Origin of the sequence: Burkholderia sp. AU39826 (assembly GCF_020419965.1) — a bacterium.
Lineage (GTDB): Bacteria > Pseudomonadota > Gammaproteobacteria > Burkholderiales > Burkholderiaceae > Burkholderia > Burkholderia semiarida.
This window is the reverse complement of record NZ_JAIZQG010000019.1, coordinates 85,522-111,765: the sequence shown is the minus strand read 5'-3', so window position 1 is coordinate 111,765 and position 26,244 is coordinate 85,522. Positions and strand designations below refer to the sequence as shown.

General features: G+C 68.2%; 20 protein-coding genes and 2 pseudogenes. 14 read left to right on the top strand and 8 right to left on the bottom strand.

Annotation, left to right across the window (positions count from 1 at the left end):
• The first annotated feature begins 132 nt into the window (after window positions 1–132).
• The 11 genes from aceK to bioB all read left to right on the top strand — a co-directional run bounded on the left by aceK (window position 133) and on the right by bioB (window position 11,989).
• Window positions 133–1,950, top strand: a complete 1,818-nt coding sequence (aceK, locus tag LGM42_RS25950) for a bifunctional isocitrate dehydrogenase kinase/phosphatase (RefSeq protein ID WP_226233674.1) — start codon at window positions 133–135, stop codon at window positions 1,948–1,950.
• A 55-nt stretch (window positions 1,951–2,005) separates the two neighbouring features.
• A complete protein-coding gene (gene can / locus LGM42_RS25945) occupies window positions 2,006–2,776 on the top strand; it encodes a carbonate dehydratase (RefSeq protein ID WP_059585395.1) in 771 nt (256 codons plus the stop codon).
• Window positions 2,777–2,878: 102 nt separating this feature from the next.
• Window positions 2,879–3,556, top strand: coding sequence for an SDR family oxidoreductase (locus tag LGM42_RS25940; RefSeq protein WP_059585396.1), 678 nt, complete (start codon window positions 2,879–2,881; stop codon window positions 3,554–3,556).
• A 39-nt stretch (window positions 3,557–3,595) separates the two neighbouring features.
• Entirely contained in the window at window positions 3,596–4,033 is a 438-nt protein-coding gene (locus tag LGM42_RS25935) for a YchJ family protein (RefSeq protein WP_226233672.1), read from the top strand.
• A 106-nt stretch (window positions 4,034–4,139) separates the two neighbouring features.
• Window positions 4,140–5,411, top strand: coding sequence for a dienelactone hydrolase family protein (locus tag LGM42_RS25930; RefSeq protein ID WP_226233670.1), 1,272 nt, complete (start codon window positions 4,140–4,142; stop codon window positions 5,409–5,411).
• Between the two features lie 142 nt (window positions 5,412–5,553).
• Window positions 5,554–5,946 carry a helix-turn-helix domain-containing protein gene (locus tag LGM42_RS25925; RefSeq protein WP_226233669.1) on the top strand — a complete coding sequence of 131 codons (393 nt, stop codon included), beginning with the start codon at window positions 5,554–5,556 and terminating at the stop codon, window positions 5,944–5,946.
• Window positions 5,946–7,295 carry a type II toxin-antitoxin system HipA family toxin gene (locus LGM42_RS25920; RefSeq protein WP_226233666.1) on the top strand — a complete coding sequence of 450 codons (1,350 nt, stop codon included), beginning with the start codon at window positions 5,946–5,948 and terminating at the stop codon, window positions 7,293–7,295. The genes LGM42_RS25925 and LGM42_RS25920 overlap by 1 nt, the downstream gene beginning before the upstream one ends.
• A 386-nt stretch (window positions 7,296–7,681) precedes the next feature.
• The gene (bioA, locus tag LGM42_RS25915) at window positions 7,682–9,028 is read left to right on the top strand and encodes an adenosylmethionine--8-amino-7-oxononanoate transaminase (RefSeq protein WP_226233665.1); all 1,347 of its coding nucleotides are present in this window, start codon (window positions 7,682–7,684) and stop codon (window positions 9,026–9,028) included.
• A complete protein-coding gene (gene bioF / locus LGM42_RS25910; protein ID WP_226233663.1) occupies window positions 9,025–10,212 on the top strand; it encodes an 8-amino-7-oxononanoate synthase in 1,188 nt (395 codons plus the stop codon). Before bioA ends, bioF begins: the two co-directional genes overlap by 4 nt.
• On the top strand, window positions 10,209–10,928 hold the full coding sequence (gene bioD / locus LGM42_RS25905) for a dethiobiotin synthase (protein ID WP_059585402.1): 720 nt from the start codon (window positions 10,209–10,211) through the stop codon (window positions 10,926–10,928). The genes bioF and bioD overlap by 4 nt, the downstream gene beginning before the upstream one ends.
• A gap of 41 nt (window positions 10,929–10,969) precedes the next feature.
• The gene (gene bioB / locus LGM42_RS25900) at window positions 10,970–11,989 is read left to right on the top strand and encodes a biotin synthase BioB (RefSeq protein WP_059585403.1); all 1,020 of its coding nucleotides are present in this window, start codon (window positions 10,970–10,972) and stop codon (window positions 11,987–11,989) included.
• Window positions 11,990–12,136: 147 nt separating this feature from the next.
• Here bioB and LGM42_RS25895 read toward each other — a convergent pair whose 3' ends face one another.
• The gene (locus tag LGM42_RS25895; RefSeq protein ID WP_060317045.1) at window positions 12,137–12,862 is read right to left on the bottom strand and encodes a copper homeostasis protein CutC; all 726 of its coding nucleotides are present in this window, start codon (window positions 12,860–12,862) and stop codon (window positions 12,137–12,139) included.
• Between the two features lie 232 nt (window positions 12,863–13,094).
• Window positions 13,095–14,381: an EAL domain-containing protein gene (locus tag LGM42_RS25890; protein WP_059585406.1), complete on the bottom strand. Its 1,287-nt coding sequence runs from the start codon at window positions 14,379–14,381 to the stop codon at window positions 13,095–13,097.
• 308 nt (window positions 14,382–14,689) lie between these two features.
• On the opposite strand from LGM42_RS25890, the gene LGM42_RS25885 reads away from it, so the two are divergent.
• Window positions 14,690–16,357, top strand: coding sequence for a Na+/H+ antiporter (locus LGM42_RS25885; protein ID WP_059585407.1), 1,668 nt, complete (start codon window positions 14,690–14,692; stop codon window positions 16,355–16,357).
• A gap of 92 nt (window positions 16,358–16,449) precedes the next feature.
• On the opposite strand, the gene LGM42_RS25880 is transcribed toward LGM42_RS25885, so the two are convergent.
• From LGM42_RS25880 to LGM42_RS25865, 4 genes and pseudogenes are all read right to left on the bottom strand, one after another.
• On the bottom strand, window positions 16,450–20,022 hold the full coding sequence (locus LGM42_RS25880) for an indolepyruvate ferredoxin oxidoreductase family protein (protein WP_226233661.1): 3,573 nt from the start codon (window positions 20,020–20,022) through the stop codon (window positions 16,450–16,452).
• 425 nt (window positions 20,023–20,447) lie between these two features.
• Window positions 20,448–20,642: a hypothetical protein gene (locus LGM42_RS25875; protein WP_060317055.1), complete on the bottom strand. Its 195-nt coding sequence runs from the start codon at window positions 20,640–20,642 to the stop codon at window positions 20,448–20,450.
• A 1,489-nt stretch (window positions 20,643–22,131) separates the two neighbouring features.
• Window positions 22,132–22,269, bottom strand: a pseudogene (locus tag LGM42_RS25870) (acyltransferase); the annotation flags it as partial.
• 50 nt (window positions 22,270–22,319) lie between these two features.
• Window positions 22,320–22,502, bottom strand: a complete 183-nt coding sequence (locus LGM42_RS25865; RefSeq protein WP_226225923.1) for a lysozyme inhibitor LprI family protein — start codon at window positions 22,500–22,502, stop codon at window positions 22,320–22,322.
• Window positions 22,503–22,586: 84 nt separating this feature from the next.
• Between LGM42_RS25865 and LGM42_RS25860 the strand changes: the two are divergent.
• A pseudogene (locus LGM42_RS25860) lies at window positions 22,587–22,679 on the top strand (glutathione S-transferase); the annotation flags it as partial.
• 46 nt (window positions 22,680–22,725) lie between these two features.
• Here the strand turns inward: LGM42_RS25860 and LGM42_RS25855 are convergent.
• Window positions 22,726–23,694, bottom strand: a complete 969-nt coding sequence (locus tag LGM42_RS25855) for an ion channel (protein ID WP_059641309.1) — start codon at window positions 23,692–23,694, stop codon at window positions 22,726–22,728.
• 164 nt (window positions 23,695–23,858) lie between these two features.
• The gene (locus tag LGM42_RS25850; RefSeq protein WP_060317059.1) at window positions 23,859–24,878 is read right to left on the bottom strand and encodes a sulfate ABC transporter substrate-binding protein; all 1,020 of its coding nucleotides are present in this window, start codon (window positions 24,876–24,878) and stop codon (window positions 23,859–23,861) included.
• A 451-nt stretch (window positions 24,879–25,329) separates the two neighbouring features.
• Here LGM42_RS25850 and dapA point away from each other — a divergent pair, with 451 nt between their 5' ends.
• Window positions 25,330–26,238 carry a 4-hydroxy-tetrahydrodipicolinate synthase gene (gene dapA / locus LGM42_RS25845; RefSeq protein ID WP_226233659.1) on the top strand — a complete coding sequence of 303 codons (909 nt, stop codon included), beginning with the start codon at window positions 25,330–25,332 and terminating at the stop codon, window positions 26,236–26,238.
• Window positions 26,239–26,244: the final 6 nt, after the last annotated feature.

The following is a 26,244-nucleotide window of genomic DNA, read 5'->3' as shown; positions in this document are numbered from 1 at the left end:
GTCGAACGGCGCCCAACGGCGATCAACACGCCGATTGACGACCAGTCGCGCATCACCGCGAAAGTCATTGAAACGCCGACTTGGGCGCTAAAATGGCGAGTGCTTACAGCCCCTTGAACGAGCCTGCACGCGATGAATCACTTCCCCAAACTGCTGTCGTCGCAGATCGGTTTCGACGTCGCGCAGACGATGCTCGAATACTTCGATCGCCATTACCGGATCTTCCGCGAAGCGGCGGTCGATGCGAAGACGCTGTTCGAGCGCGGCGACTGGCACGGGCTGCAGCGGCTCGCGCGCGAGCGGATCACGTCGTACGACGATCGCGTGAAGGAATGCGTCGAGGTGCTGGAAGACGAATACGACGCGGAGAACATCGACGACGAAGTCTGGCAGCAGATCAAGCTGCACTACATCGGCCTGCTCACGTCGCACCGCCAGCCCGAGTGCGCGGAAACCTTCTTCAATTCGGTGTGCTGCAAGATCCTGCACCGCTCGTATTTCAGCAACGATTTCATCTTCGTGCGCCCGGCGATCTCGACCGAGTATCTGGAGAACGACGAGCCGGCCGCGAAACCGACGTACCGCGCGTACTATCCGGGCACCGACGGGCTCGCGGTCACGCTCGAGCGCATCGTCACGAACTTCCAGCTCGAGCCGGCGTTCGAGGATCTCACGCGCGACATCGGCTGCGTGATGCAGGCGATCGACGATGAATTCGGCCACTTCGACGAAGCGCCGAATTTCCAGATCCACGTGCTGTCGTCGCTGTTCTTCCGCAACAAGAGCGCGTACATCGTCGGCCGCATCATCAACGCCGACCGCGTGCTGCCGTTCGCGGTGCCGATCCGCCACGTGCGCCCGGGCGTGCTCGCGCTCGATACCGTGCTGCTGCGCCGCGAGCAGTTGCAGATCATCTTCAGCTTCTCGCATTCGTACTTCCTCGTCGACATGGGCGTGCCGTCCGCGTACGTGGAGTTCCTCTGCACGATCATGCCGGGCAAGCCGAAGGCCGAGATCTACACGTCGGTCGGGCTGCAGAAGCAGGGCAAGAACCTGTTCTACCGCGACCTGCTGCACCATCTGTCGCATTCGAGCGACCGCTTCATCGTCGCGCCCGGGATCAAGGGCCTCGTGATGCTCGTGTTCACGCTGCCGTCGTTCCCGTACGTGTTCAAGATCATCAAGGATCAATTCCCGCCGCCGAAGGAAACGACGCGCGCGCAGATCATGGAGAAGTACCAGCTCGTGAAGCGCCACGACCGCCTCGGGCGAATGGCCGACACGCTCGAGTATTCGAGCGTCGCGCTGCCGCTCGCGCGGCTCGATCATGCGCTCGTGCGCGAACTCGAGAAGGAAGTGCCGTCGCTGCTCGAGTACGAGGACGACAAGCTCGTGATCAAGCACCTGTACATCGAGCGCCGGATGACGCCGCTGAACCTGTACCTGCAGAACGGCAGCGACGTGGACGTCGAGCACGGCGTGAAGGAATACGGCAACGCGGTGAAGGAGCTGATGAAGGCGAACATCTTCCCCGGCGACATGCTGTACAAGAACTTCGGCGTCACGCGCCACGGCCGCGTCGTGTTCTACGACTACGACGAGATCGAGTACCTGACCGACTGCAACGTGCGGCGCGTGCCGCCGCCGCGCAACGAGGAAGACGAGCTGTCCGGCGAACCGTGGTATACCGTCGGCCCGCACGACATCTTTCCGGAGACCTACGGGCCGTTCCTGCTCGGCGACCCGCGCGTGCGCAGCGTCTTCATGAAGCATCACGCGGACTTTTTCGATCCGGCGCTGTGGCAGGCGAGCAAGGACAAGCTGATGCAGGGCGAATTGCCCGATTTTTATCCGTACGATGCGGCCCTGCGCTTCAGCGTGCGCTACCCTGCGCGCTTCGGCGCGACGGGCCTCGACGACGGCGCGGGCGACGCGCAGCGCGCCGCCTGACGCCGGCAACACCGAATCCGATATCGACCGATTTCCGCCAACGGAAGCCACACCGATGACTACTCAAGACAATCCGCTTTCACATCTGTTCGACAACAACGATGCCTGGGTCAAGCGCCAGCTCGCCGACGATCCCGATTTCTTCGCACGACTCGCCGACCAGCAGGCGCCGGAATATCTGTGGATCGGCTGCTCGGATTCGCGCGTGCCGGCGAACCAGATCATCGGCCTGCCGCCGGGCGAAGTGTTCGTGCACCGCAACATCGCGAACGTGGTCGTGCACAGCGACCTGAACTGCCTGTCGGTGATCCAGTTCGCGGTCGACATCCTGCGCGTCAAGCACATCATGGTCGTCGGCCACTACGGCTGCTCGGGCGTGAACGCGGCGCTGCACAACCGCCGTGTCGGCCTCGCGGACAACTGGCTGCATCACGTGCAGGACGTACGCGAGCGCCATGCGGCGCTGCTCGACGAATGGCCGGTCGGCGAAGCGCGTTACCGTCGCCTGATCGAGCTGAATGCGATCGAACAGGTCGTCAACGTGTGCCGCACGACGATCGTCAACGACGCGTGGGCGCGCGGCCAGTCGCTCACCGTGCACGGGCTCGTGTACGGCGTGCACGACGGCCGGATGCGCAACCTCGGGATGGCCGTGTCGAACTTCGACGCGCTCGACTCGACTTACCGGCGCTGCGTGGCCGCGCTCACCGCCGGCGGCGAGCATGCGCCGGACAACGACATGGTCGCGGCGGACGCCGCCCGGCTCGAAAGCGTCGCGCAGGCGGTCGCCGCGACGCTCAAGCCGTGCGACGACGCGCAGCAGTAACGCGCCAGCCGCCGGACGGCGGCTGCGACGCGGCCGCGGCACGCGTCGAACGGATCTGACAACGGCACTGCCTCGGTGGCGCCACCGCAAGGAGCGACAGGCATGAAAACCGTATTGATCGTCGGCGCATCGCGCGGCCTCGGCCGCGAATTCGTCCGGCAATACCGGCGCGACGGCTGGAACGTGATCGCCACCGCGCGCGACGCGGCGTCGCTCGATGCGCTGCGCGCGCTCGGCGCGCAGCCGCATGCGCTCGACATCGCGCAGCCCGAGCAGATCGCGGCGCTCGGCTGGAAGCTCGACGGCGAGCGGCTCGATGCGGCCGTGCTCGTGTCGGGCGTGTACGGGCCGCGCACCGAGGGCGTCGAGACGATCACCGCCGAGGATTTCGACGCGGTGATGCACACGAACGTGCGCGGGCCGATGCAGCTGCTGCCGATCCTGCTGCCGCTCGTCGAGGACGCGCGCGGCGTGCTGGCCGTCGTGTCGAGCCGGATGGGCAGCATCGCCGAGGCGACCGGCACGACCGGCTGGCTGTACCGCGCGAGCAAGGCCGCGCTGAACGACGCGCTGCGCATCGCGTCGCTGCAGACGCGCCATGCCGCGTGCATTTCGCTGCATCCCGGCTGGGTGCGGACCGACATGGGCGGCGCGCAGGCCGCGATCGACCCGGAAACGAGCGTGACCGGCATGCGTCGCGTGATCGCCGAATCGGGTTCCGACGTGTCCCAGGCGAACGGCCGGTTCTTCCAGTACGACGGCGTCGAGCTGAGCTGGTGAGCGGCACCGGCAACCGATCGTTGTTAATTCACATTTCGCATGATTTTGAACCGACCTGACGCGTGCCCGTGCGGCGGCGCGTCTCCCGCGCCCGCCGGCAAAGCCCCGGCGCCGCGCTACGCGGCCTGCTGCGGCCGTTTCATCGACGGCGGCGAGGCCGCCGCCACCGCACTCGAATTGATGCGTTCGCGGTATAGCGCGTACGTGCTGGGCGCGACCGATTACCTGCGCGCGACGTGGGCCGCGCGCACCTGCCCGCCCGATCTCGACACCGACCCGGAAGCACCGGACGCGCCGCGCTGGCTCGGCCTCGCGGTCAAACGCCACGTGCCGCTCGACGAGCGGCACGCGGAGGTCAAATTCGTGGCGCGCTACAAGGTTGGCGGGCGCGCTTACCGGCTCCACGAGACGAGCCGTTTCGAGCGCGACGAGCACGGTTTCTGGCGCTATGTCGACGGCGAAGTAAGTGAACGCTGACAAATAGTTGCCATGTCAGACGCCGGGTAATTCCCGCATTGCACAACCTGATTTTGTCGGGCTACGATGGCCTCGAATTGGTCATGTTGCGTGGCAGGGCTTACGGATGGCGTTCAGCAAGGTATTGGTGGGATGGATGGCGGCCTGTGCGCTGTCGGCCGCTCAGGCCGGTACGCTGCCGGGCGCCGCTACGGCGGCGGGCGCCGGCGGATCGCTCGCGCACGCCGAGCGCTTCGACTACGCCGACGCGAACCTGCCGCAGGTCGCCGCCGACCTCAACGAACAGATCCTGCGCATTCCGGCCGATGCTTCGGGCGCCGTCACGCTCGAGGCGACGCTCTTCAAGCCGAACGGCCCCGGCCCGTTCCCGCTCGTCGTCTTCAACCACGGTAAAAATACCGGCGATCTCCATCTGCAGCCGCGCAGCCGGCCGCTCGCGTTCGCGCGCGAATTCGTGCGGCGCGGCTATGCGGTGATCGCGCCGAATCGCCAGGGCTTCGCCGGTTCGGACGGCACGTACCGGCAGGAAGGCTGCAACGTCGGCAAGAACGGGCTCGCGCAGGCCGCCGACGTCGACGCGACGGTGCGCTACATGTCGCGCCAGCCGTACGTCGATGCGTCGCGCATCGTCGTCGCCGGCACGTCGCATGGCGGGCTCGTGTCGGTCGCATACGGCACCGAAGCGGCAGCCGGCGTGCGCGGCATCATCAACTTCTCCGGCGGGCTGCGCCAGGACCTGTGCGACGGCTGGCAGCGCAACCTCGTCGATGCGTTCGACCAGTACGGCGCGCATACGGCCGTGCGGTCGCTGTGGCTGTACGGCGACAACGATTCGGTATGGACGCCCGCGCTCGTCGCGCAGATGCACGATGCGTACGTGTCGCACGGCACGCAAGCCCGCTTCATCGATTTCGGCCGCTACAAGGACGACGCGCACCGGCTGATCGTCGATCGCGACGGCGTGCCCGTGTGGTGGCCGGCCGTGAACGCATTCCTCGCCGAACTGAATCTGCCGACCGCGGTGCGCTATGCGGTCGCGAACCCCCATGAGCCGAAGGCCAGCGGCTATGCGTCGATCGATGCGGTCAACGCCGTGCCGTACGTCGACGAAGCCGGCCGCGAAGGCTATCGCCGCTTCCTGAGCCAGCATCCGAGCCGCGCGTTCGCGGTGTCGTCGGAAGGCGCGTGGTCGTGGGCCGAAGGCGGCGACGACCCGATGGCGCTCGCGCTCGACAACTGCGCGAAGCAAGGCGCGGGCGCGTGCCGGCTGTACGCGGTCAACGACCGCGTCGTGTGGAACGCGAGCCCGACGCAAACGGCCGACAACGGCGACGATCACATCCGCGACACCGATACGCGCGCGCTGGCTTCGCGCTGACGCGCGGCTGTCGTTCTTCCCGCTTCACCCTCGCACCTTCCCGGTCATCGCGGCGCTCCGCCGCCTGCTCGTCAAATCGAGCGCAAACCCCGTCATGCTCGTTTTGACGAGCAATCGACTTGAATTCGCGCCGGCATGATCTATGATGTTCGTTATTTCGATCACAATCGACTTAATGATCGATTTTACGAGCATGAAGGTCAATCAAGCTGTAGCCGCCAGCCCAGCCGCCCTCGCGGAAGCTGCGCGCGTTGGAGAAGCACTCACCCGTCTGCGCATCTCACGGCGCGTTCAGCAGAACGAGGCGGCCACCCGCGCCGGGCTCTCGCGCAATACCGCCTATCGCATCGAGAAAGGCGATCCTGGCGTCGCGCTGGGGCAGTGGCTTCGGTATCTCGATGCGATTGCGCCGGGAACCACCCTGCTGGAACTGCTCTCCGGAACAGACCCGTCGCTCAAGACACAGGCTGCCCGAGAACGCAGTCGACGCGTACGATCTCTCACGGACAATGAACTCAAGGATCTTGATTTCTGATGGTCGCCGTCGTCAAAAGACTCGCCGTGTTTGCCTATCTCGACGATGACTGGGCACCCGCCGGCCTGCTCCAGATGACCGAAGACGGTGCCAATCTGCAGGCATCGAGCTTCGCATACGGCTTGCGCTATATCGACCGGGCCAACGCCATCGAAATCGACCCGGTGAGCCTGAGTCTCGCGAGAAAGAACGAGATACGCGGCAAGATGAACTTCCCGACGGGCGGGTTGACGCAGTTCGGCGGTATTCGCGACGCCGCGCCCGATGCATGGGGGCGACGCGTCATCGAAGCCAAACTCAAAGTCAGGGCCAACACACTGCCCGAATCCACCTATCTTCTCCACGCGGGCAGTCAGCGTATTGGTGCGCTCGATATCCGGGAGAATCTGGACACCCCTCCAGGCCCGCAAGCCGGCAATGGCCTGCACAGGCTCGAGTATCTGATCGATTCGGCAGCGCGCATCGAGGAAGGCGAGCCCGTGCCAGCCGAACTCGAAGCCATCTTCGTACAGGGCAGCGGCCTCGGCGGCGCCCGGCCAAAGGCTACGGTGCGGGACGAAAACAGCGTGCTTTGGCTGGCCAAATTCCCGAGTCGTAGCGACCGGCTGAACGTAACGGTCATCGAAGAGGCCACGCTTCGTCTTGCGGCCCGGTGCGGCATTCGGGTCCCACCCACCCGCATCGTCGACGTCGGCGGCCGGCAAGTCATGTTGATCCGCCGATTCGATCGGTACTGGACTCACCCCGAATTCGAAACCCTTCGAGGGGACGATGCGCTATATCTGCATCCCCGTGCCGGGGCAACCGAGCGAAGAGTGCCCTTCGCGAGCGCATTGACACTGGTCGGCTGTTCCGAGATGGAATCGATGGAGAAAAGTTATCAGGATGTGGCTCATGCAATCCGGCAGCATGGGCACATGGACGCCATTCGAGCCGACAACAGGGAACTGTTCAAGCGGATGGTCTTTAACATCCTCGTGAGCAACGACGACGACCATTTGCGCAACCACGGATTCATTCGCGACCCACGCCTCCCGGGCTGGCGCCTCAGCCCGTTATACGATGTTCTGCCCCGGCCGAGCAGTGCACACGAGCGCTATCTGCACCTCGGCATCGGGCCGCAAGGCCGGCTCGCCACACTGGACAACGCGTTCAATGCCCGGGATGCATTCGGCCTTTCGAAATCAGACGCCGGACTCGCGATTGCTGAAGTCTGGCAACCGACACGCGAATGGAAGACGTGTTTCGAAGAGCATGGCGTGCCTGACAAGGAAGTCGACAAGATTGCGCCGGCGTTCCGTCACATCGACCACGTGGCCGACGCGGCACTTCGCAAAGCATTGCCCTGAACCTGCCCGCTCGATTTCGTTCAGTCGTCCGGCGTTGCGCCGCCGCGTCGACCGGGCCCCTGCGCGCAGCAAGTTCGGCCCCTTGTCGCCGCCAACACCGCACAATCATCCTTCCCCATATTTCGCTGCCCGGCCGCGCCCGCCCCGCGATTTTTTTCTGTCGGGCGGTGTCACTCGACCGTCGTCATCTGCGTGCATTTCGGCCGATCCGCCGCGTTCCGTTCCGAGCACCCCCGAACTGCGCCGAACTCCCGCCCAGCAAGGCTGTGCGGCGTTTGTAACCGCTAGTGCAACGTCCGGCGGAACACGCTAATCTCTGCGCGTTTCGTATCCCGCCGCGCGGCGCCCGTCGATACCGCGCGGCCGTTTTACCCCCCGGAGTCGCCTTGAGTACGCCAGCCACCGACGACTGGGTCGCGCGCAGCCTGCGCGCGGTCTGGCACCCCTGCACCCAGATGAAGCATCACGAGCGCCTGCCGCTCGTCCCCGTCGCGCGCGGCGCGGGCGTGTGGCTGGTCGACCGTGACGGCCGCCGCTACTTCGACGCGATCAGCTCGTGGTGGGTCAACCTGTTCGGCCATGCGAACCCGGACATCAACGCGGCGCTGAAGGACCAGCTCGACACGCTCGAGCACGCGATGCTCGCCGGCTGCACGCACGAACCGGCGATCGAGCTCGCCGAACGGCTGCACGCGCTGACCGCCCGCACGCTCGGCCATGCGTTCTTCGCGTCGGACGGCGCGTCGGCCGTCGAGATCGCGCTGAAGATGAGCTTCCACGCGTGGCGCAACCGCGGCCGCGCGAACAAGCAGGAATTCGTCTGCGTCGCGAACAGCTATCACGGCGAGACAATCGGCGCGCTCGGCGTGACCGACGTCGCGCTGTTCAAGGATGCGTACGACCCACTGATCCGCCACGCTCACGTGGTCGCGTCGCCCGATGCGCGCGGCGCGCTGCCGGGCGAGACGGCCGCCGACGTCGCGGGCCGCGCGCTCGCGGACGTGCGGCGCCTGTTCGTCGAACGCGGCGACCGGATCGCCGCGCTGATCGTCGAGCCGCTCGTGCAGTGCGCGGCCGGCATGGCCATGCACGATCCGTCGTACGTGCGCGGGCTGCGCGCACTGTGCGACGAATTCGGCGTGCACCTGATCGCCGACGAGATCGCGGTGGGCTGCGGCCGCACGGGCACCTTCTTCGCGTGCGAACAGGCGGGCGTCTGGCCCGATTTCATGTGCCTGTCGAAAGGAATCAGCGGCGGCTACCTGCCGCTGTCGCTGGTGCTCACGCGCGACGACGTGTTCGCGGCGTTCTACGACGACGACACGACGCGCGGTTTCCTGCACTCGCATTCGTACACGGGCAACCCGCTCGCGTGCCGCGCGGCGCTCGCGACGCTCGACCTGTTCGCGCGCGACGACGTGCTCGCGAGCAACGCCCGCAAATCGGCGACGCTGCGCGCGGCGCTCGCACCGCTGGGCGCCCATCCGCACGTACGCCACCTGCGCGAGCGCGGCACGCTGTTCGCGTTCGACGCCGCGCTCGACGGCGACGCGGCGCGTGGCTTCTCGCGGCGCTTCTTCGAGCGCGCGCTCGAACGTGAACTGCTGCTGCGCCCGATCGGCACGACCGTGTACCTGATGCCGCCGTACGTGATGAGCGACGACGACATCGCGTGGCTCGCGCGGCGCACGCGCGACACGCTCGACGCCACGCTGGAGGATCTCGGCCGATGAGCCTGCTCGACACCCTGCAACGCGGCCTCGCCGACCTCGACGCGCAAGGGCTGCGCCGCGTGCGCCGCATCGCCGACACCGCGTGCGACGCGCGCATGACCGTGAACGGCCGCGAGATCGTCGGCTTCGCGAGCAACGACTACCTCGGCCTCGCCGCGCATCCGGCGCTCGTCGCCGCGTTCGCGGAAGGCGCGCAGCGCTACGGCTCCGGCAGCGGCGGCTCGCACCTGCTCGGCGGCCATTCGCGCGCGCACGCCCGGCTCGAGGACGAACTCGCGGGCTTCGCGGGCGGCTTCTCCGACGCGCCGCGCGCGCTGTACTTCAGCACCGGCTACATGGCGAACCTCGCGGCGATGACCGCGCTCGCCGGCAAGAGCGCGACGATCTTCTCCGACGCGCTGAACCACGCGTCGCTGATCGACGGCATGCGGCTGTCGCGCGCGAACGTGCAGGTCTATCCGCACGCCGATACGGCCGCGCTCGCCGCGCTGCTCGACGCATCGGATGCCGAAACGAAGCTGATCGTCAGCGACACCGTGTTCAGCATGGACGGCGATGTCGCGCCGCTCGCCGAACTCGTCGCGCTGGCCGAGCGCCACGGCGCGTGGCTCGTGGTCGACGATGCGCACGGCTTCGGCGTGCTCGGCCCGCAGGGTCGCGGCGCGCTCGCGGCCGCTGCGCTGCGTTCGGCGCATCTCGTGTACGTCGGCACGCTCGGCAAGGCGGCCGGTGTCGCCGGCGCGTTCGTGATCGCGCACGAGACCGTGATCGAATGGCTGATCCAGCGTGCGCGCAGCTACATCTTCACGACCGCCGCGCCGCCGGCCGTCGCGCATGCGGTATCGGCGAGCCTGAAGGTGATCGCGGGCGACGAAGGCGACGCGCGCCGCGCGCACCTCGCCGCGCTGATCGAACGCACGCGCGCGCTGCTGCGCAACACGCGCTGGCAGCCGGTCGATTCGCACACGGCCGTGCAGCCGCTCGTGATCGGCAGCAACGACGCGACGCTCGCCGCGATGCGCGCGCTCGACGCGCACGGCCTGTGGGTGCCCGCGATCCGGCCGCCGACGGTGCCGGCCGGCACGTCGCGGCTACGCGTGTCGCTGTCGGCCGCGCATTCGTTCGACGATCTCGCCAGGCTCGAAGCCGCGTTGATCCAGGCCAGCGAGGAGGCTGCAGCATGACCGCCCCGCTCTCCGTCTTCGTGACCGGCACCGACACCGAAATCGGCAAGACCTTCGTGTCGGCCGCGATGCTGCACGGCTTCGCGCGGCACGGCCTGCGCGCGGCCGCGCTGAAGCCGGTCGCGGCCGGCGCGTACGAACGCGACGGCGTGTGGCGCAACGAGGACGCCGACCAGCTCGACGCCGCTGCGAACGTCGTGCTGCCGCCCGAGCTGCGCACGCCGTTCCTGCTGAAAGCGCCGGCCGCGCCGCATATCGTCGCCGCGCGCGAAGGCGTGACGCTCGACCTCGACACGATCGTCGCGTGCCATCGCGAAGCGCTGACGCGCGCGGACGTCGTCGTCGTCGAAGGCGTCGGCGGCTTTCGCGTGCCGCTGAACGACACGCAGGACACCGCCGATCTCGCGGTCGCGCTCGGCCTGCCCGTCGTGCTCGTCGTCGGCGTCCGGCTCGGCTGCATCAGCCACGCGCTGCTGACGGCCGATGCGATTCGCCAGCGCGGCCTCACGCTCGCGGGCTGGGTCGCGAACCACGTCGACCCGGCGATGTCGTTCGCCGACGAGAACGTCGCGACGATTGGCGACTGGCTCGCGCGCGAGCACCGCGCGCCGCTGATCGGCCGCATCGCGCACCTGACGCCGGCCGCCCCCGAATCCGCCGCGGCGATGCTCGACATCGCCGCGCTCGTCGAGTCGCTGCGCGCCGCGCGGCCTTGACCCAACCGATCCCCCAATCCCGCCCAGGACAGGAAAAAGAAATGACCCAAGCCCAGACCGCCGCCGTGCAACCCGACGCGATCCCCGTGGCCGCTCCGGCGCCGCAGCGCTGGCGCGTCGCCGACGTCGTCGCGCTGTTCGAGCTGCCGTTCAACGACCTGATGTTCCGCGCGCAGCAGGTGCATCGCGAGCACTTCGACGCGAACGCGGTGCAACTCTCGACGCTGCTGTCGATCAAGACGGGCGGCTGCGAGGAAGATTGCGGCTACTGCTCGCAGTCGTCGCATCACGACACGGGCCTGAAGGCCGAGAAGCTGATGGACGTCGACGCGGTGCTCGACGCCGCGCGCGCGGCGAAGGCGAACGGCGCGAGCCGCTTCTGCATGGGCGCCGCGTGGCGCAATCCGAAGGAGCGCCACATGCCGGCGCTGACCGAGATGGTGCGCGGCGTGAAGGAGCTCGGCCTCGAGACCTGCATGACGCTCGGCATGCTGGAAGACGAGCAGGCCCGGCAGCTCGCCGACGCGGGCCTCGACTACTACAACCACAACCTCGACACGTCGCCGGAGTTCTACGGCCAGGTGATCTCGACGCGCACGTACCAGGACCGCCTCGACACGCTCGACCGCGTGCGCGACGCGGGCATCAACGTGTGCTGCGGCGGCATCATCGGGATGGGCGAGTCGCGCCGCGAACGTGCGGGGCTGATCTCGCAGCTCGCGAATCTGAACCCGTATCCGGAATCGGTGCCGATCAACAACCTCGTCGCGATCGAAGGCACGCCGCTCGAAGGCACCGCGCCGCTCGATCCGTTCGAGTTCGTGCGCACGATCGCGGTCGCGCGCATCACGATGCCGAAGGCCGTCGTGCGCCTGTCGGCCGGCCGCGAGCAGCTCGACGACGCGATGCAGGCGATGTGCTTCCTCGCCGGCGCGAACTCGATGTTCTACGGCGACCAGTTGCTGACGACCAGCAACCCGCAGACGCAGCGCGACCGCGCGCTGTTCGAGCGCCTCGGCATCCGCGCGAGCCAGGCCGACGCGCTGGCGGAACACGCGTAAGCGGTAGCGGCCGGCGCGCCGCGCCCGCCAACGAGAAAGCCGGGGCATGCCCCGGCTTTTTTCATCCGATCGTCTGCACCGGGTCGCTCCGCGTGTCTCGAATCGAGCGTTTTCTCGACGAGCCAACCCGCAGCTTCGGCGAGCGCATCACACGTGCGACGCCGCGCCGTCGAGCGCCGCGCGCACGCGCTCGACGCGCTGCCCGTCGACGGGTGCCAGCACCTCGCCGCGCGGCCGCACGCCCGAGCCGAAATGCACCGCGCGCACGCCGGTGGCGCGAACGAAATCGCCGACCGCATCGATCGTGAGCCCCGAACCGGCCAGCACCGTGCAGGTCGTGCCTGCCGCCTGCCGCACGAGCCGCGTGATCGTCGCGGCCGCGTCGAGCACCGACGGATGGCCGCCCGACGTCAGCACGGACGTGACGGCCGGCACGCGCAGCAGCGCATCGAACGCGGCGTTCAGGTCGCGCGCGACGTCGAACGCACGGTGGAACGTGAGCGCGCGCCCGTCCGCGGCGGCCGCGATGCGGGCCAGCGAGCCGAGATCGATGTCGCCGCGCGCGTCGAGCGCGCCGAACACGACGCCGTTCGCGCCGGCCGCGACGGCCGCACGCACGTCGCGCTCGATCGCGCGCATGTCGTCGGCGTCATAGACGAACGAGCGGCTGTGCGGACGCACGATCACGTTGACGGGAATCGGCACGGCGGCCACGACGGCCTCGATCAGGCCGACGCTCGGCGTCAGCCCGCCTTCGGTGATCGCGGTCACGAGTTCGAGGCGGTCGGCGCCCGCGCGGGCGGCGGTCCTTGCATCGCCGACGGTCGTGGCGATCACTTCGAGGAGGACGGAAGAAGCAGCGGGTCGGTTCATGGCGGCTTGCGAATCGTCAGGACAATTCGCGCATCCTAGCCGAGCCGCGTGACGGACGCCAGCGTGCCGGCGGCCGCGTACTTCCGCCGCGTACTTCCGCCGCGTACTTCCGCCGCGTATTTCCGCCGCGCCGCACGCGCCACACGCCGACGCGCGCGGACACCGCCGTCACCGCCGTGGCGGGCACGAACCGGAACGGCGCGGCCGCTCGCCGCGTGCGAGCCGCACCTCGCTACGCGACTTGCGCGTCCTCGTCGATCCAGTCGATGTCGCCGCACAGCACGCGCTGCGCGTCGCCGACGCGCACGGCCACCGACAGCGTCACGCACGGCTGCGCCTCGTTGATCGACAGGTACGGCCGCGTGACCTGCACGCGCCCCGGTTCGGCGATCGCCGAGCGGAAATACGGCCGGCGCAGCCAGTTCGCGCCCTGCGCGTCGGCCAGCGGCGAAAAGCGCGCCTCGGCCAGCGCGCGATCGGCGCGCAGCACGACGTTGCGGCCCGACTGCCGGCCGTGCGCATCGAGCAGGAAGCAGCGCGCGGCCGCGTCGAGCGCGAGGAAGTTCCAGCACACCTCGTCGAGCGGCTCGCCGGCCTCGAGGCGCTCGGCGGCCCGTTCGAACGCGCGCAGGTACGGTGCGAGCCGCTGCGCGTCGCGCCGCTCGCGCGCTTCGGTCTGCTGACGATAGCGCTCGGTCAGCTCGCCGATGCAGCCGGTCGCGGTCGCGCTGTCGGGCAGCCCCGGCGCCGGGCGGCCGAAGTAGTAGCCCTGCACGAAGTCGGCCTCGCACGACAGCGCGATCTGCGCTTCGTGCTCGGTCTCGATCCCTTCGACGAGCACGAGCTTGCCGGCCTCGTGCAACAGCGTCACGAGCCCGTGCAGGATCGCGGTGAGCCCCGTACGGTGCGCCGCGTGCGACAGCATGATCCGGTCGAGCTTCACGATGTCCGGGTTCAATTGCCAGATCCGCTCGAGATTCGAGTGGCCCGCGCCGAAATCGTCGAGCGCGATCAGGAAGCCGTGCGTGCGGAACTCGCGCACGGCCTCCGCGAGCCGCTCGACGTCGTCCGCGCGCTGTTCGAGCACTTCGAGCACGATGCGCCGCGGCGGCATGCCGAGCCGCTTCAGGTTCGCGAGCAGCGCGGCCGCCTGGAACGGATCGGTGAGCACGCCCGGATGGACGTTGAGAAACAGCCACTCGCGCTCGGCGCCGAGCAGCGCGAAGTTCTCCAGATGCAGCGCCTGCGCGAGCCGGTCGAGTTGCAGCAGTTCGCCCTGGCGCGCGGCTTCGCCGAACACGTCGAGCGGCGACACGGCGCGGTCGAGCGCATCGTGCGCGCGCAGCAGCGCCTCGTAGCCGACCGCGCGCTGGTGCGACAGGCTGAATATCGGCTGGAACACGGTCGTGAGCGTCAGGTCGCGGTGCTGCGTCGCGAGCCGTTCGAAGCCGGAGCTCATCTCCCGCTCGAACCGGTACGGCGACGCGGCGGCCGGACGCTCCTGTTGCACGATCGTCATGCCTTCCTCCTGGTGGTGCAGTCGAACGCGACGTCCGGCGTCATGGACGACGACCGGGACGGCGCGCGCAATGTCATGGTTGGACCCTCGGTTGCCCGACACGTGCCGGGCGGCTGCCCACCTTCAAGCAAGCTCCGTGCAAGGCGTGCGGAACCCATGCGCCGCATGGCCGCGCCGCGCCGCCGCACCATCGTGGCGCGCCATCCGCGCACCGTTTCCGTGCGCACGCACCGGCCGCTCGAACGCATCCGTTACGTCGGCACGCTACACTCCGTACGATCGTTTCATTCCCCGCATCCGCCGTCTCGATGGAAATCGTCTTCACCGTCCTCATTCTGCTGCTGACCGTCGCGCTATCCGGCGCCGTCACGCGCATCCTCCCGTTGCAACTGCCGCTGCCGCTGATGCAGATCGCGTTCGGCGCGATGCTCGCGTGGCCGAAGCTGAACCTGCACGTCACGTTCGACCCCGAGATCTTCATGCTGCTGTTCATCCCGCCGCTGCTGTTCGCGGACGGCTGGCGGATTCCGAAGCGCGAGCTTTACCTGCAGCGCCGCGCGATCCTGATGCTCGCGTTCGGGCTCGTGTTCATGACGGTACTCGCGGTCGGCTACTTCGCACACTGGCTGATTCCCGAGTTGCCGCTGCCGATCGCGTTCGCGCTCGCGGCCGTGCTGTCGCCGACCGACGCGGTCGCGCTGTCGGGCATCGCCGGCAAGGGTCGCATTCCGCCGCAACTGATGCACATTCTCGAAGGCGAGGCGCTGATGAACGACGCGTCGGGCCTCGTCGCACTGAAGTTCGCGATCGCGGCCGCGCTGACGGGCGTGTTCTCGCTGCGCGCCGCGTCGGTCACGTTCGTGATCGTCGCGGCCGGCGGGCTCGCGACGGGGGCGATCGTCGCGTGGTTGTTCAGCGCGCTGTCGACGCGCTTCCTGAACGCCGAGCAGGAAGGCGACCCGGCGCCCGGCATCGTGATGACGCTGCTGGTGCCGTTCGCGGCCTACCTGTTCGCCGAGCATCTCGACCTGTCGGGCGTGCTCGCGGCCGTGTCGGCCGGGATGATGATGAACTACACGAGCTTCTCCCGCAAAAGCACCGTCGCGTCGCGCGTGCGTGCCGAAAGCACGTGGGCGATGATCGAGTTCGTGTTCAACGGCATGGTGTTCATCATGCTCGGGCTGCAGTTGCCGCACATCATCGGCCGCGCGCTCGTCGACGCGCACCACACGAGCGACGTGCTGGTCGGCCGCATGATCTTCAACGTGGGCGCGATGATGCTCGCGCTGTACGCGATCCGCTTCCTGTGGGTATGGCTGCTGCGCTGGTTCGCAAGCCGCCGCGCCGCGCGTCGCGGCCTCGCCGGCACGATGGCCGGCGTGCGCACGATCGCGGTGATGACGGTGGGCGGCGTGCGCGGCGCGGTCACGCTCGCCGGCGTGCTGTCGATCCCGGTCGCGCTGTCCGACGGCGCACCGCTGCCGGGCCGCGACACCGCGATCTTCATCGCGTCGTCCGTGATCCTCGGCTCGCTGATCGTCGCGGTGATCGGCCTGCCGCTGCTGCTGCGCGGCGTGCGCTCGTCGCGCAACCCGCTCGGCGACGAGGAGCGCATCGCTCGCTCGGCCGCCGCGCAGGCCGCGATCCGCGCGATCGATTCGTCGCACGATGCCATTTCGGCCGATCTCGACGAATCGGGCGCGGCCCGCTGCGCCGACATCTCCGCACGCGTGATGGACCAATATCGCCGCCGGCTCGCCGCGCTCGCCGACGACGGCCCCACGCCGCGCGCGGAAGCGAAGCAGGCCGAAACGATGGAATTGCAGATGCGGATCGCGGCCGTGCGCGCGGAACGCTCGGCGCTGTACCGGCTGCGCAGCGACAGCAAGATTTCCGACGAAACGCTGACGAAGCTGCTTCGCGAGATCGACCTGTCGGAAACCGCGCTGTCGACGCGCAAGAAAGGCATTCTTTGAAGGATCGACCGCGGCCCGCGCGCAGCCGCCGAGGGGCATCAAAAAACGGCGACGCACCCGCGTCGCCGTTTTCACGTCCGCTCACGCTCGCGTTACTTCGCGACGACGACCGGAATCCCCTTCAACATCCCCGCGCCCTTCATCTCGTCGAGCGCATGCTGCACGGCCGCGCTCGTCGCCGCATCGATGCCGAGCTGCAACGCAAGCTCGCGTTCCGCGCGCTTCACGCCAGCCAGATTGCGCACCTTCACGTGGCCGAAGCCGCGCACGCGGGCATGCAGGTCGGCCAGTTGCACGACCTGCGCCGCATTGCCGGCCGTCATCGCGGTGAACGCACGCGTGAGCGTGGTCTCGTAGTCGTCGGCCAGCGCGCGCTCCATCTTCCGCTCGACCGTGCGGCCGAACGGATCGAGCCACGTGCCGCGCAGGCCGCGCACGCGCGCCAGCATGCCGAGCACCGGCCACATCCACTGGCCGAACACGCGCTTCTTCGGCGTGCTGCCGTCGCTGCCGGCCTTCGCGACCGCGGGCGGCGCCAGGTTGAACTTCACGCGGTACGTCTGGCCCGGCACGCCTTCGAACTGCGCTTCGAGCGCCGTGCGGAACGCGTCGTCCGCGTACAGCCGCGCGACTTCGTATTCGTCCTTCACCGCGAGCAGCCGATAGAACGTCGTCGCGACCGCGCGCGTCAGCGTGTCGTCGCCCTTCGCCTGCGCCGCGTTCACCAGCGCGCGGTAGCGCTCGACGTAGCGCGCGCCGCCGTAAGCGTCGAGACGCGCTTCGCGATCGGCGATCAGCTCGGCGAGCGTCTCCGGCGCGGCGTGCGCGGCCACCGCATGACGCGCGTTCCACAGCGCGTCGAGGCCGGCCGCATCGCCGGCCGCCATCCGGCCGATCGAGAACGCGAGCTTGTTCATCGGCACCGCGACGTTGTTCAGCTCGATCGCGCGCATCATCGCGGCGAGCGACACCGGCACGAGGCCGAGTTGCCACGCGTAGCCGAGCATCAGGATGTTCGCGCCGATCGAATCGCCGAGGAACTTCGCGGCGAGCGCTTGCGCGTCGCAGCTCGACAGGTAGCCGTCGCCGGCCGCGTGATGCATCTTCTCGAGCAGCGCGTCCGCATGCAGGTTCGCGTCGGGGTTCTGCACGAACGATGCATTCGGGATCCGGTGCGTGTTGACGACGATCCGCGTGCGCGCGTGGCGCACCGTCTGCAGCGCCTCCGCGCTCGCCCCGACGACCATGTCGCACGCGAGCAGCACGTCGGCCTGCTGCGTGTCGATGCGCACCTGGTTCAGCCAGCGGTCGCTCGACGCGATCCGCACGAACGACAGCACCGAGCCGCCCTTCTGCGCGAAGCCCATGAAGTCGAGCACCGATGCGCTCTTGCCTTCGAGGTGCGCGGCCATGCTGATCAGCGCGCCGACCGTCACGACGCCGGTGCCGCCGACGCCCGTCACGAGCATGTCGAACGGCGCCGCGTCGAGGTGCGTCGCCGGCACCGGCAGCGCGTCGACGCGCGCGGCGAGCGCCGCTTCGTCGAACGCGGCGCCGGCCGCCTTCTTCAGCGCCGCGCCTTCGACCGTCACGAAACTCGGGCAGAAGCCGTTCACGCACGAATAGTCCTTGTTGCACGACGACTGATCGATGCGGCGCTTGCGGCCGAGCGGCGTCTCGAGCGGCTCGACCGACAGGCAGTTCGACTGCACGCCGCAGTCGCCGCAGCCTTCGCACACCGCGTCGTTGATGAACAGGCGCTTGTCCGGGTCGGGGAATTCGCCTTTCTTGCGGCGGCGGCGCTTCTCGGCCGCGCAGGTCTGGTCGTAGATCAGCACCGTGACGCCCGGCGTCTCGCGCAATTCGCGCTGCACCGTATCGAGTTCGCTGCGGTGATGGAACGTCGTGCCGGTCGGGAACTGCCCGTGATGGCCGTCGTACTTCTCCGGCTCGTCGGACACGACGACGAAGCGCGACACGCCTTCGGCCTCGACCTGCCGCGCGATCTGCGGCACCGAGATGCTGCCGTCGACCGGCTGGCCGCCCGTCATCGCGACCGCGTCGTTGTAGAGGATCTTGTACGTGATGTTCGCTTTCGCGGCGACCGCCTGGCGGATCGCGAGGATACCCGAGTGGAAGTAGGTGCCGTCGCCGAGGTTCTGGAACACGTGCTTCGTGTGGGTGAACATCGCGTGCGCGGCCCAGTCGACGCCCTCGCCGCCCATCTGGATCAGGCCGGTGGTATCGCGGTCCATCCACGACGCCATGAAGTGGCAGCCGATGCCGGCCTGCGCGATCGAGCCTTCGGGCACCTTCGTCGACGTATTGTGAGGGCAGCCCGAGCAGAAGTACGGCGTGCGCTTCACCGCGTCGGCCTCGTTCGACAGGATCCGCGGCGCGACGAGATCGACGACGCGCTCGCGGCGGTCGAGCGCCGGCTTGTGCCGCGCGAGCCAGTCGGCGAACACCGGCAGGATGCGCGACGGACGCAGTTCGCCGAGCTCGGACAGCAGGCACGCGCCGGCCGCGTCGTGCTTGCCGAGCACGCGCGGGCGCGCGCCTTCGGTGCGGTTGTACAGGTGATCCTTGATCTGCTGCTCGATGACCGGGCCCTTCTCCTCGATCACCAGCACTTCGGCGAGCCCGTCGACGAAGGTCTCGATGCGCGTCATTTCGAGCGGATACGACAGGCCGACCTTGTAGATCCGCACGCCGGCCGCGTCGAGATCGGCCACCGTCAGGTCGAGCCGGCGCAGCGCTTCCATCAGGTCGAGGTGCGCCTTGCCGCAGGTGACGATGCCGACGTTCGCGTGCGCGCTCGGCGCGATCCACTTGTCGATGCTGTTGGCGCGCGCGAAATGGCGGACCGCGTCGAGCTTCGCCGCGAGGCGCGCCTCGATCGTCAGGCTCGGCAGGTCGGGCCAGCGGTTATGCAGGCCGCCTGCCGGCGGCGTGAAGCCTTCCGGCGCCGGCCAGCGCGTCTGCAACGCATCGAGGTCGACGGTGGAGCCCGATTCGACCGTTTCCGAGATCGCCTTGAAGCCGACCCACGCGCCCGAATAGCGCGACAGCGCCCAGCCGTACAGGCCGAATTCGAGCATGTCGGCGATGTTCGACGGGTTCACGACCGGCATGTGCCACGCCATCATCGCGAAGTCGCTCTGGTGCGGCATCGACGACGACACGCAGCCATGGTCGTCGCCCGCGACGACCAGCACGCCGCCGTGCGGCGACGAACCGTATGCGTTGCCGTGCTTCAGCGCGTCGCCCGCGCGATCGACGCCCGGCCCCTTGCCGTACCACATCGCATACACGCCGTCGACCGTGCGCTCGGGGTCGGCCTCGACCCTTTGCGTGCCGAGCACGGCGGTGCCGCCGAGTTCCTCGTTGATCGCCGGCAGGAAGCGCACGCCGCTGGCGTCGAGCAGTTTCTTCGCCTTCCACAATTGCTGGTCGACCATGCCGAGCGGCGAGCCGCGATAGCCGCTGACGAAGCCGGCCGTGTCGAGGCCCTGCTCGGTGTCGACCGTGCGCTGCATCAACAGCAGGCGGATTAGCGCCTGCGTGCCGGTCAGGAAGATCCGGCCGCGCGTCGCGGTCAGGTTGTCGGTCAGGCGGTAGTCGGACAGGGCAGGCGTGCCGTCGACGGGCAGGCGGGCGGTCATGGGGGGAAGTCTCCGGATGGTGCTTTCTGGGCCGTGCGCGGCGGGGCGCCGGGTGACGCATGAGTGCGGCAGCGAATGGCTCTATTTTTTCGCGCGCGGCCGAGAATGTTTTTCCTCATCTTGCTCGGACCGGTGCACGGCGAGAAAAACCGCGCAGGTTTTTGCCGGGATTTGAGAGAGTTTTCGCGCGGGGTGGCGGGTGGCGGTCGGGGGTTGGGCCGGATGGGGAAGCGCTTGCGTCGACATCGCGGGTGACGAGCGGGACGCCGGCCGCGGGCCCGGCGGCGCCCGCTCGGGGCCCGTGCGACAAGGGTTGGGGCCGGGAAACGACGGCGCGCTCACCGATGGAATGCACAGCGTTTGGAGTGATTGAGGGCGCGGGATGTCCACAATGCCGAGGCTGTCGGCCGAGCGGGTGATCGCGCTCACCGTTCGATCGCACAGGGTTTCGAGTCGCGTCGGGCGCAGGATGTCCACACCTCGATCTGTCCGCCGCTCATGCGGACGGCGACGCTCACCGTCGAAATCCACAGCGCGACGAGTCGATGCCGGCAGGAGATATCCACACCGCCGGATGCCTGCGTCGCCGCCGCGACGTTGGCGCTCAGCTTCCGATCCACAGGGGCGTGAGTCGATTCGGCGGCAGGATATCCACATGTCCGTCCCTTCGTGCGTGCCTCGTGCGTGCCGTAGGGTAGTCGAACGAGAGGTCGGTACGGGTGTGGATATCACCCACCCGCAGACACTCAAAGCCCTGTGAATTTCGACGGTGAGTGATGGCACGCGCTCGAACGACGATGCCGATTCGGGAGTGGACAGCCCGATCCGCGACGACTCCAAACGCTGTGAATCCCAATGGTGAGCATCGACAGCGCACGAACAACGGCGCCGATTCAGGCGTGGATCGCCCGCTCCACGACGACTCCAAACACTGTGAATTTCAATGGTGAGCGACGGCACGCGTTCGAACAAGGGGGCCAATTCGGGCGTGGATTGCCCGATCCGCGACGACTCTGAACACTGTGAATTTCAATGGTGAACGGCGGCACGCGCTCGAACAAGGGTACCCATTCGGATGTGGACAGATCGCCCCGAGACAACCCTGAACACTGTGAATTCCGGTGGTGAGAGACGGCAAGCGATTAGACGAGTGCGCCGACCCGGGTGCGAATCGCTCGACCCTGCGACGACACCGAACACTGTGAGTTCCAGCGGTGAGCGAGGCGCGACGATCCAACCAGGGTGCCGATCCGAGTGTGGACAACCGCGCCCGAGGCCAGTCGAGACGCTGTGAAATTCAACGGTGAGCATGGGCGTCCGGTCGCACGAAGGCGGCGCCTCGGCGCGAACAGCCGCGCCCCCCCCCCGTCCACGCTGCGTTCCGTGGACCGGGATCCGCGCAGACGCGGCCGCGCCGCATGCGCGCGCCCCCTCACCGCTGAAATACACAGCAGGTCGACTGGCTTCGGCGACCGGCTATCCACATCGGTGCACGAACTCGAACGGAACGTGCGATCGCATGTGCGGTTAGAATGCGCAACCGCTCGAGGCGGTGCCGAAGATCACGAACGGACACGCCATTCGGTCGCCCCTCCGACGCTCACCATTGAAATACACAGCGTTGCGAGTGAATTCGGCCACGAGATATCCACACCGCGATACGCATCCAGATCTATCGCCGACCCGCGCGTGCCGTTAGAATGCGCGGCGCCCCCGCGTTCCCGCGCGACGCGCGCTCGACGCCCGGAAATCCGCACCAGGCAAGCCTCACCCGCAATCGGCCGCCGACACTCACCCTTCGAAAGCACAGCATTTCTCGTCGTTCAGGGCGCGGTTGTCCACACCCTGCATCGCGCTCACCGATGGAAAGCACAGCGTGGCGAGTGATTCGGGACCGGGATATCCACAACCGACGCCGCGCAGGAATGTGCGGCCAGCGCATCGGCAACGTCGGCTCATGCGTCTGCCCTCGATCAGTGTCGAATGCGGGGAAGTCCCGCCAATGCTGGCTCCAGCCATACACTCACCGTTCGCATCCACAGCGTTCAGAGTGGTCGGCGGGCCGGTTGTCCACATTCACCTCCCCGCTGAAGAGGCCGTCAGCCATCGTCACTCGGTAATTGATCGAATGATCTGCGCCGGATTTCCACCGACCAGCGTATCCGGCGGAACCTCCCGCATCACGACCGAACCCGCGCCGACCACGGCGTTCTCGCCGACCGTCGCGCCGCCGCCGATCGTCGCACCGGTCCGTTCGCATGTCGTCCGGCCGGGGCTGGCCGGCGTAAGCTTCGGCGCTACTTCGACGGCAAGTCGGATACGGCGTTGCGCAGTTGCTCAACGCGTGCGCCGTTGAGTGCCGCGACACAGGCCAAGCGCCCCATTTCGTGGGCGTTACCCGCTCCACCGCCGCTCAGCGAAGCGGAGAATTCACATTGAGCCGCGCGATACTTTGCGAATTCCTTGTTCGATGCCGCCAAAGCCAGATAGACGCCAGAAAAAGGTCGCAAAAGGTCAACAGCCGTTTGTCCGGTAGCGGTACCCAAGCGGCGGCGCGCGCTCCCTGCCTCGAACCGGCGATGGCCGAGAAATTCGCCGGCGCGTCGGGCAACCCCGTCGCGTTCGGTTGGGGCAGCATCGCACGCGTGCAGCGCGCTTGCTGCACGCTCGACGCGCAACGGGGCCGCGCCCGGCCGCCGTCGATCACGCCTGTGCGCCCGGCCCCGGCCCCGGCGCACCCGCGTCGATCACCACGCCCGGCGAACCGCGCTCGTCGGTATCGGCGTCGATCGGCACGACGTCGTGAAAATGCGTGTAATCGATGTGCGTGATGCCGTCCTCGTCGTGCATCAGGTCGACGTAGCGGTGATGCCAGCGGATGTCGCCATGCACCCACACATGGCGCGCCTGCATGACCTGGGCGGTCGTCTCGTCCGATCCCTCGATCGTGATCAGCAATTGCGCGTCGCGCGCGGCGAGCGACTCGGGCGTCTCGCCGAACAGCGCGCTCGACTCGTCGATCACGTGCATCAGGTTCCAGCCGAGCAGGAAGATCGGATGCTCGTTGCGCACGAGCGGCAGGTCGTGAATCTTGCGCAGCGAGTAGCCCTCGTGCGTGCCTTCGACGCGCATCAGCCGCAGTTTCGCCTGCGCCTCGGCAATCACGTTCTGGCGGGCATTCGCGGCGCGCACCATCAGCGTCATCCGGCCGTTCAGCGGCCGCACGATCGCGTGGCGCGCGAACAGGATCTTCGCTTGCGGCCGAGAAAACCGCGCGAACACGAGCCCCGTGGCCAGCGCGATGCTCGACATCCCGACGAAGATCTCGAACGTCGCGACGAGGTGCGCATAAACGGTCTGCGGATGCATGTCGCCGTAGCCCACGGTCGCGAGCGTCTCGACGCTGAAGAAGAACGCGCCGCCGAAGCCGGCCGGCGACTGGTTCGCGATCGGCGCCTGGCCGAGCAGGTAGAGCGCCGCGAAGCCGCTGTTGAGCAGCAGGAACAGCACCGCGAGCGACAGGAAGAACACGGGCCAGCTCACCGTCAGCGCGCGGTGATAGAAGTCGCGCCAGCCGAGCGGCGGCATCCCGTACGCGATCACCGGGCGGGTGCCCGACCAGATCTTGCGGCCACGGCCGCGGGAGGCTGGGGAGGACGAATCGACGTTCATCGCGCGGCGCCGGTTGCAGGAAGGCGATGAGCGTAGCACGCGCGGCGGCGGCCGGGAATGCGGACCGGTTCGGCACGGCAATCCGCCGCGCCGCCATAAAAAAACCGGCCGCACATGCGGCCGGCTGCGTCGTCATGCGAGCCCGCGCGTGGCGCGCGCCGCGCTCACTTGCGGTCGACGATTACCTGGTCGAACGTGCCGCCGTCGGCGAAATGGGTCTTCTGCGCGTTCGCCCAGCTGCCGAAAACCTGCTCGACGCTGAACGTCTTCAGCGCCTTGAACTCGGCCGCATGCTTCTTCAGCACGGTCGCGTCGCGCGGGCGCAGATGGTGCTGCGCGATGATCTCCTGCGCTTGCGGCGTGTACAGGTAGTCGAGATACGCCTGCGCGACCTTGCGCGTGCCTTTCTTGTCGACCACCTTGTCGACGACGGCGACGGGCGGCTCCGCGAGGATGCTCGCCGACGGATACACGGCGTCGAACTGCGCGCCCGACGCGCCCGTGTCCATCAGCGCGACCTCGTTCTCGAACGTGACGAGCACGTCGCCGATGCCGCGCTGCGTGAACGTCGTCGTCGCGCCGCGGCCGCCCGAGTCAAGCACCGGCACGTTGCGGAAGATCGCCTTCTCGAAGTCGAGCGCCTGCTGGTCGGTCGCGCCCTTCTGCTTCTGGAAGCCCCACGCGGCGAGATACGCATAGCGGCCGTTGCCCGACGTCTTCGGGTTCGCGATGATCACCTGCACGCCCGGCTTCGCGAGATCGCTCCAGTCCTTGATCGCCTTCGGGTTGCCCTTGCGCACGAGGAACACCATCGTCGTCGAGTACGGCGAGCTGTTGTCCGGGAAGCGCGCGCGCCAGTCCTTCGGCAGCAGTTGGCCGCGCTCGGCGAGCAGGTCGATGTCGTTCGGCTGGTTCATCGTCACGACGTCGGCCTGCAGCCCCTGCAGCACCGACAGCGCCTGCGCGCTCGACGCGCCGTGCGACTGCTTGATCGTGACCGTCTCGCCCGTCTTTTGCTTGTAGGCGGCGGCAAAGCTCGCGTTGATGTCCTTGTACAGCTCGCGCGTCACGTCGTACGACACGTTCAGGATCGACGTGTCCGCGTGCGCGGCCGTCGCCGCCACGACCAGCGCCGCCGCCGCGCCCGTGTGCAGCCAGCGGCCGATCCCCTTGATGCTTGCCATCGTGATATGCCCCGTTTCCAGTGGTGGTGAATGTGCGTGACCGTACGCGTACGTGCTGTCATCGAAACGTAAGCGGGCATTCTAGCGGCCGGCCGCAGCGCGCCTTCCAATCAGTCGTGGAAAGCAAATCTCGAATTCTGCTAAACGGCGGCCGCGGCTCGCGCGCGCCGCCGCTCCGGTGTTAAGATCGCCGCTCAGCCCATTCACGGTTCATCCATGTCCGCTACCCTGCGCTCGCCCTCGATCCTCGCCGCCGTCGCGGCAGGTGCGCGCGCGGCCGGGCTGAAACTGAAAAAACGACTCCTCGACTGACGGGGACGTCGCGTCCCGTCAGGCGAATGCCGGACGGGATGCCCGCAGGTCGTTTCTTTCTCCTTGCATGCACGCCTCGCTCCGGCACGCCGCCGGCGGAACGGTTCCTTCCCACTCCGTTTCCACCATGAGGCTTTGCATGAACACACGTTTCGAAGGTATCTGGCTGCCGATCATCACGCCGTTCCACCGCGGCGAGGTCGACCATGCGGCGCTCGCGCGGCTCGCGCGCCACTATGCGGGCGCCGGCATCGCGGGTTTCGTCGCGGGGGCGACGACCGGTGAAGGCGTGCTGCTCGACGCGCGCGAACAGGACGCGGTGTTCGCGACGCTGCGCGACGCGGCGCCCGGGCTGCCGATCGTCGTCGGGCTGACCGCGAGCGCGACGCACTTCGCGGCCGCCCGCGCGCGCGAACTCGCGGCGCTGCGCCCCGACGGGCTGCTCGTCACGCCGCCCGTCTACGTGCGGCCGACGCAGGACGGCATCCGCCGCCATGTCGAAGCGATCGTCGACGCGGCCGACCTGCCGGTGCTCGTCTACAACATCCCGTACCGCACGGGCGTGAACGTCGAACTGGACACGCTGCAGGCGCTCGCGCGCGACTCGCGCGTCGCCGGCATCAAGGAATGCGGCGGCACGCTCGACCGGATGAGCCGGCTCGTGCACGACACGCCGCTCGCGATCCTGTCCGGCGACGACAACCAGAACTTCGCGGCGATGTGCGCGGGCGCGCACGGCGCGATCGCGAGCAGCGCGCACGTGCTGCCCGAATGGCACGTGCGGATCCACGCGTGGCTGCGCGACGGGCGGCTCGCCGACGCGCGGCGCCTGTCGGTCGCGCTGCAGCCGCTCGTCGCGGCGCTGTTCGCGGAACCGAACCCGGCGCCGGTGAAGGCCGTGCTCGCCGCGCAAGGATGGTGCGAGGACGGGTTGCGGCTGCCGTTCGTGCCGGCGAGCGAGGGGTTGCGGGAGAAACTCGCCCGGATCCGCGCAGCGCTTGAAGCATCGATGCCGGCTATCGCAACGGCGCAGAATTTCGCTCTCTAAACTGTT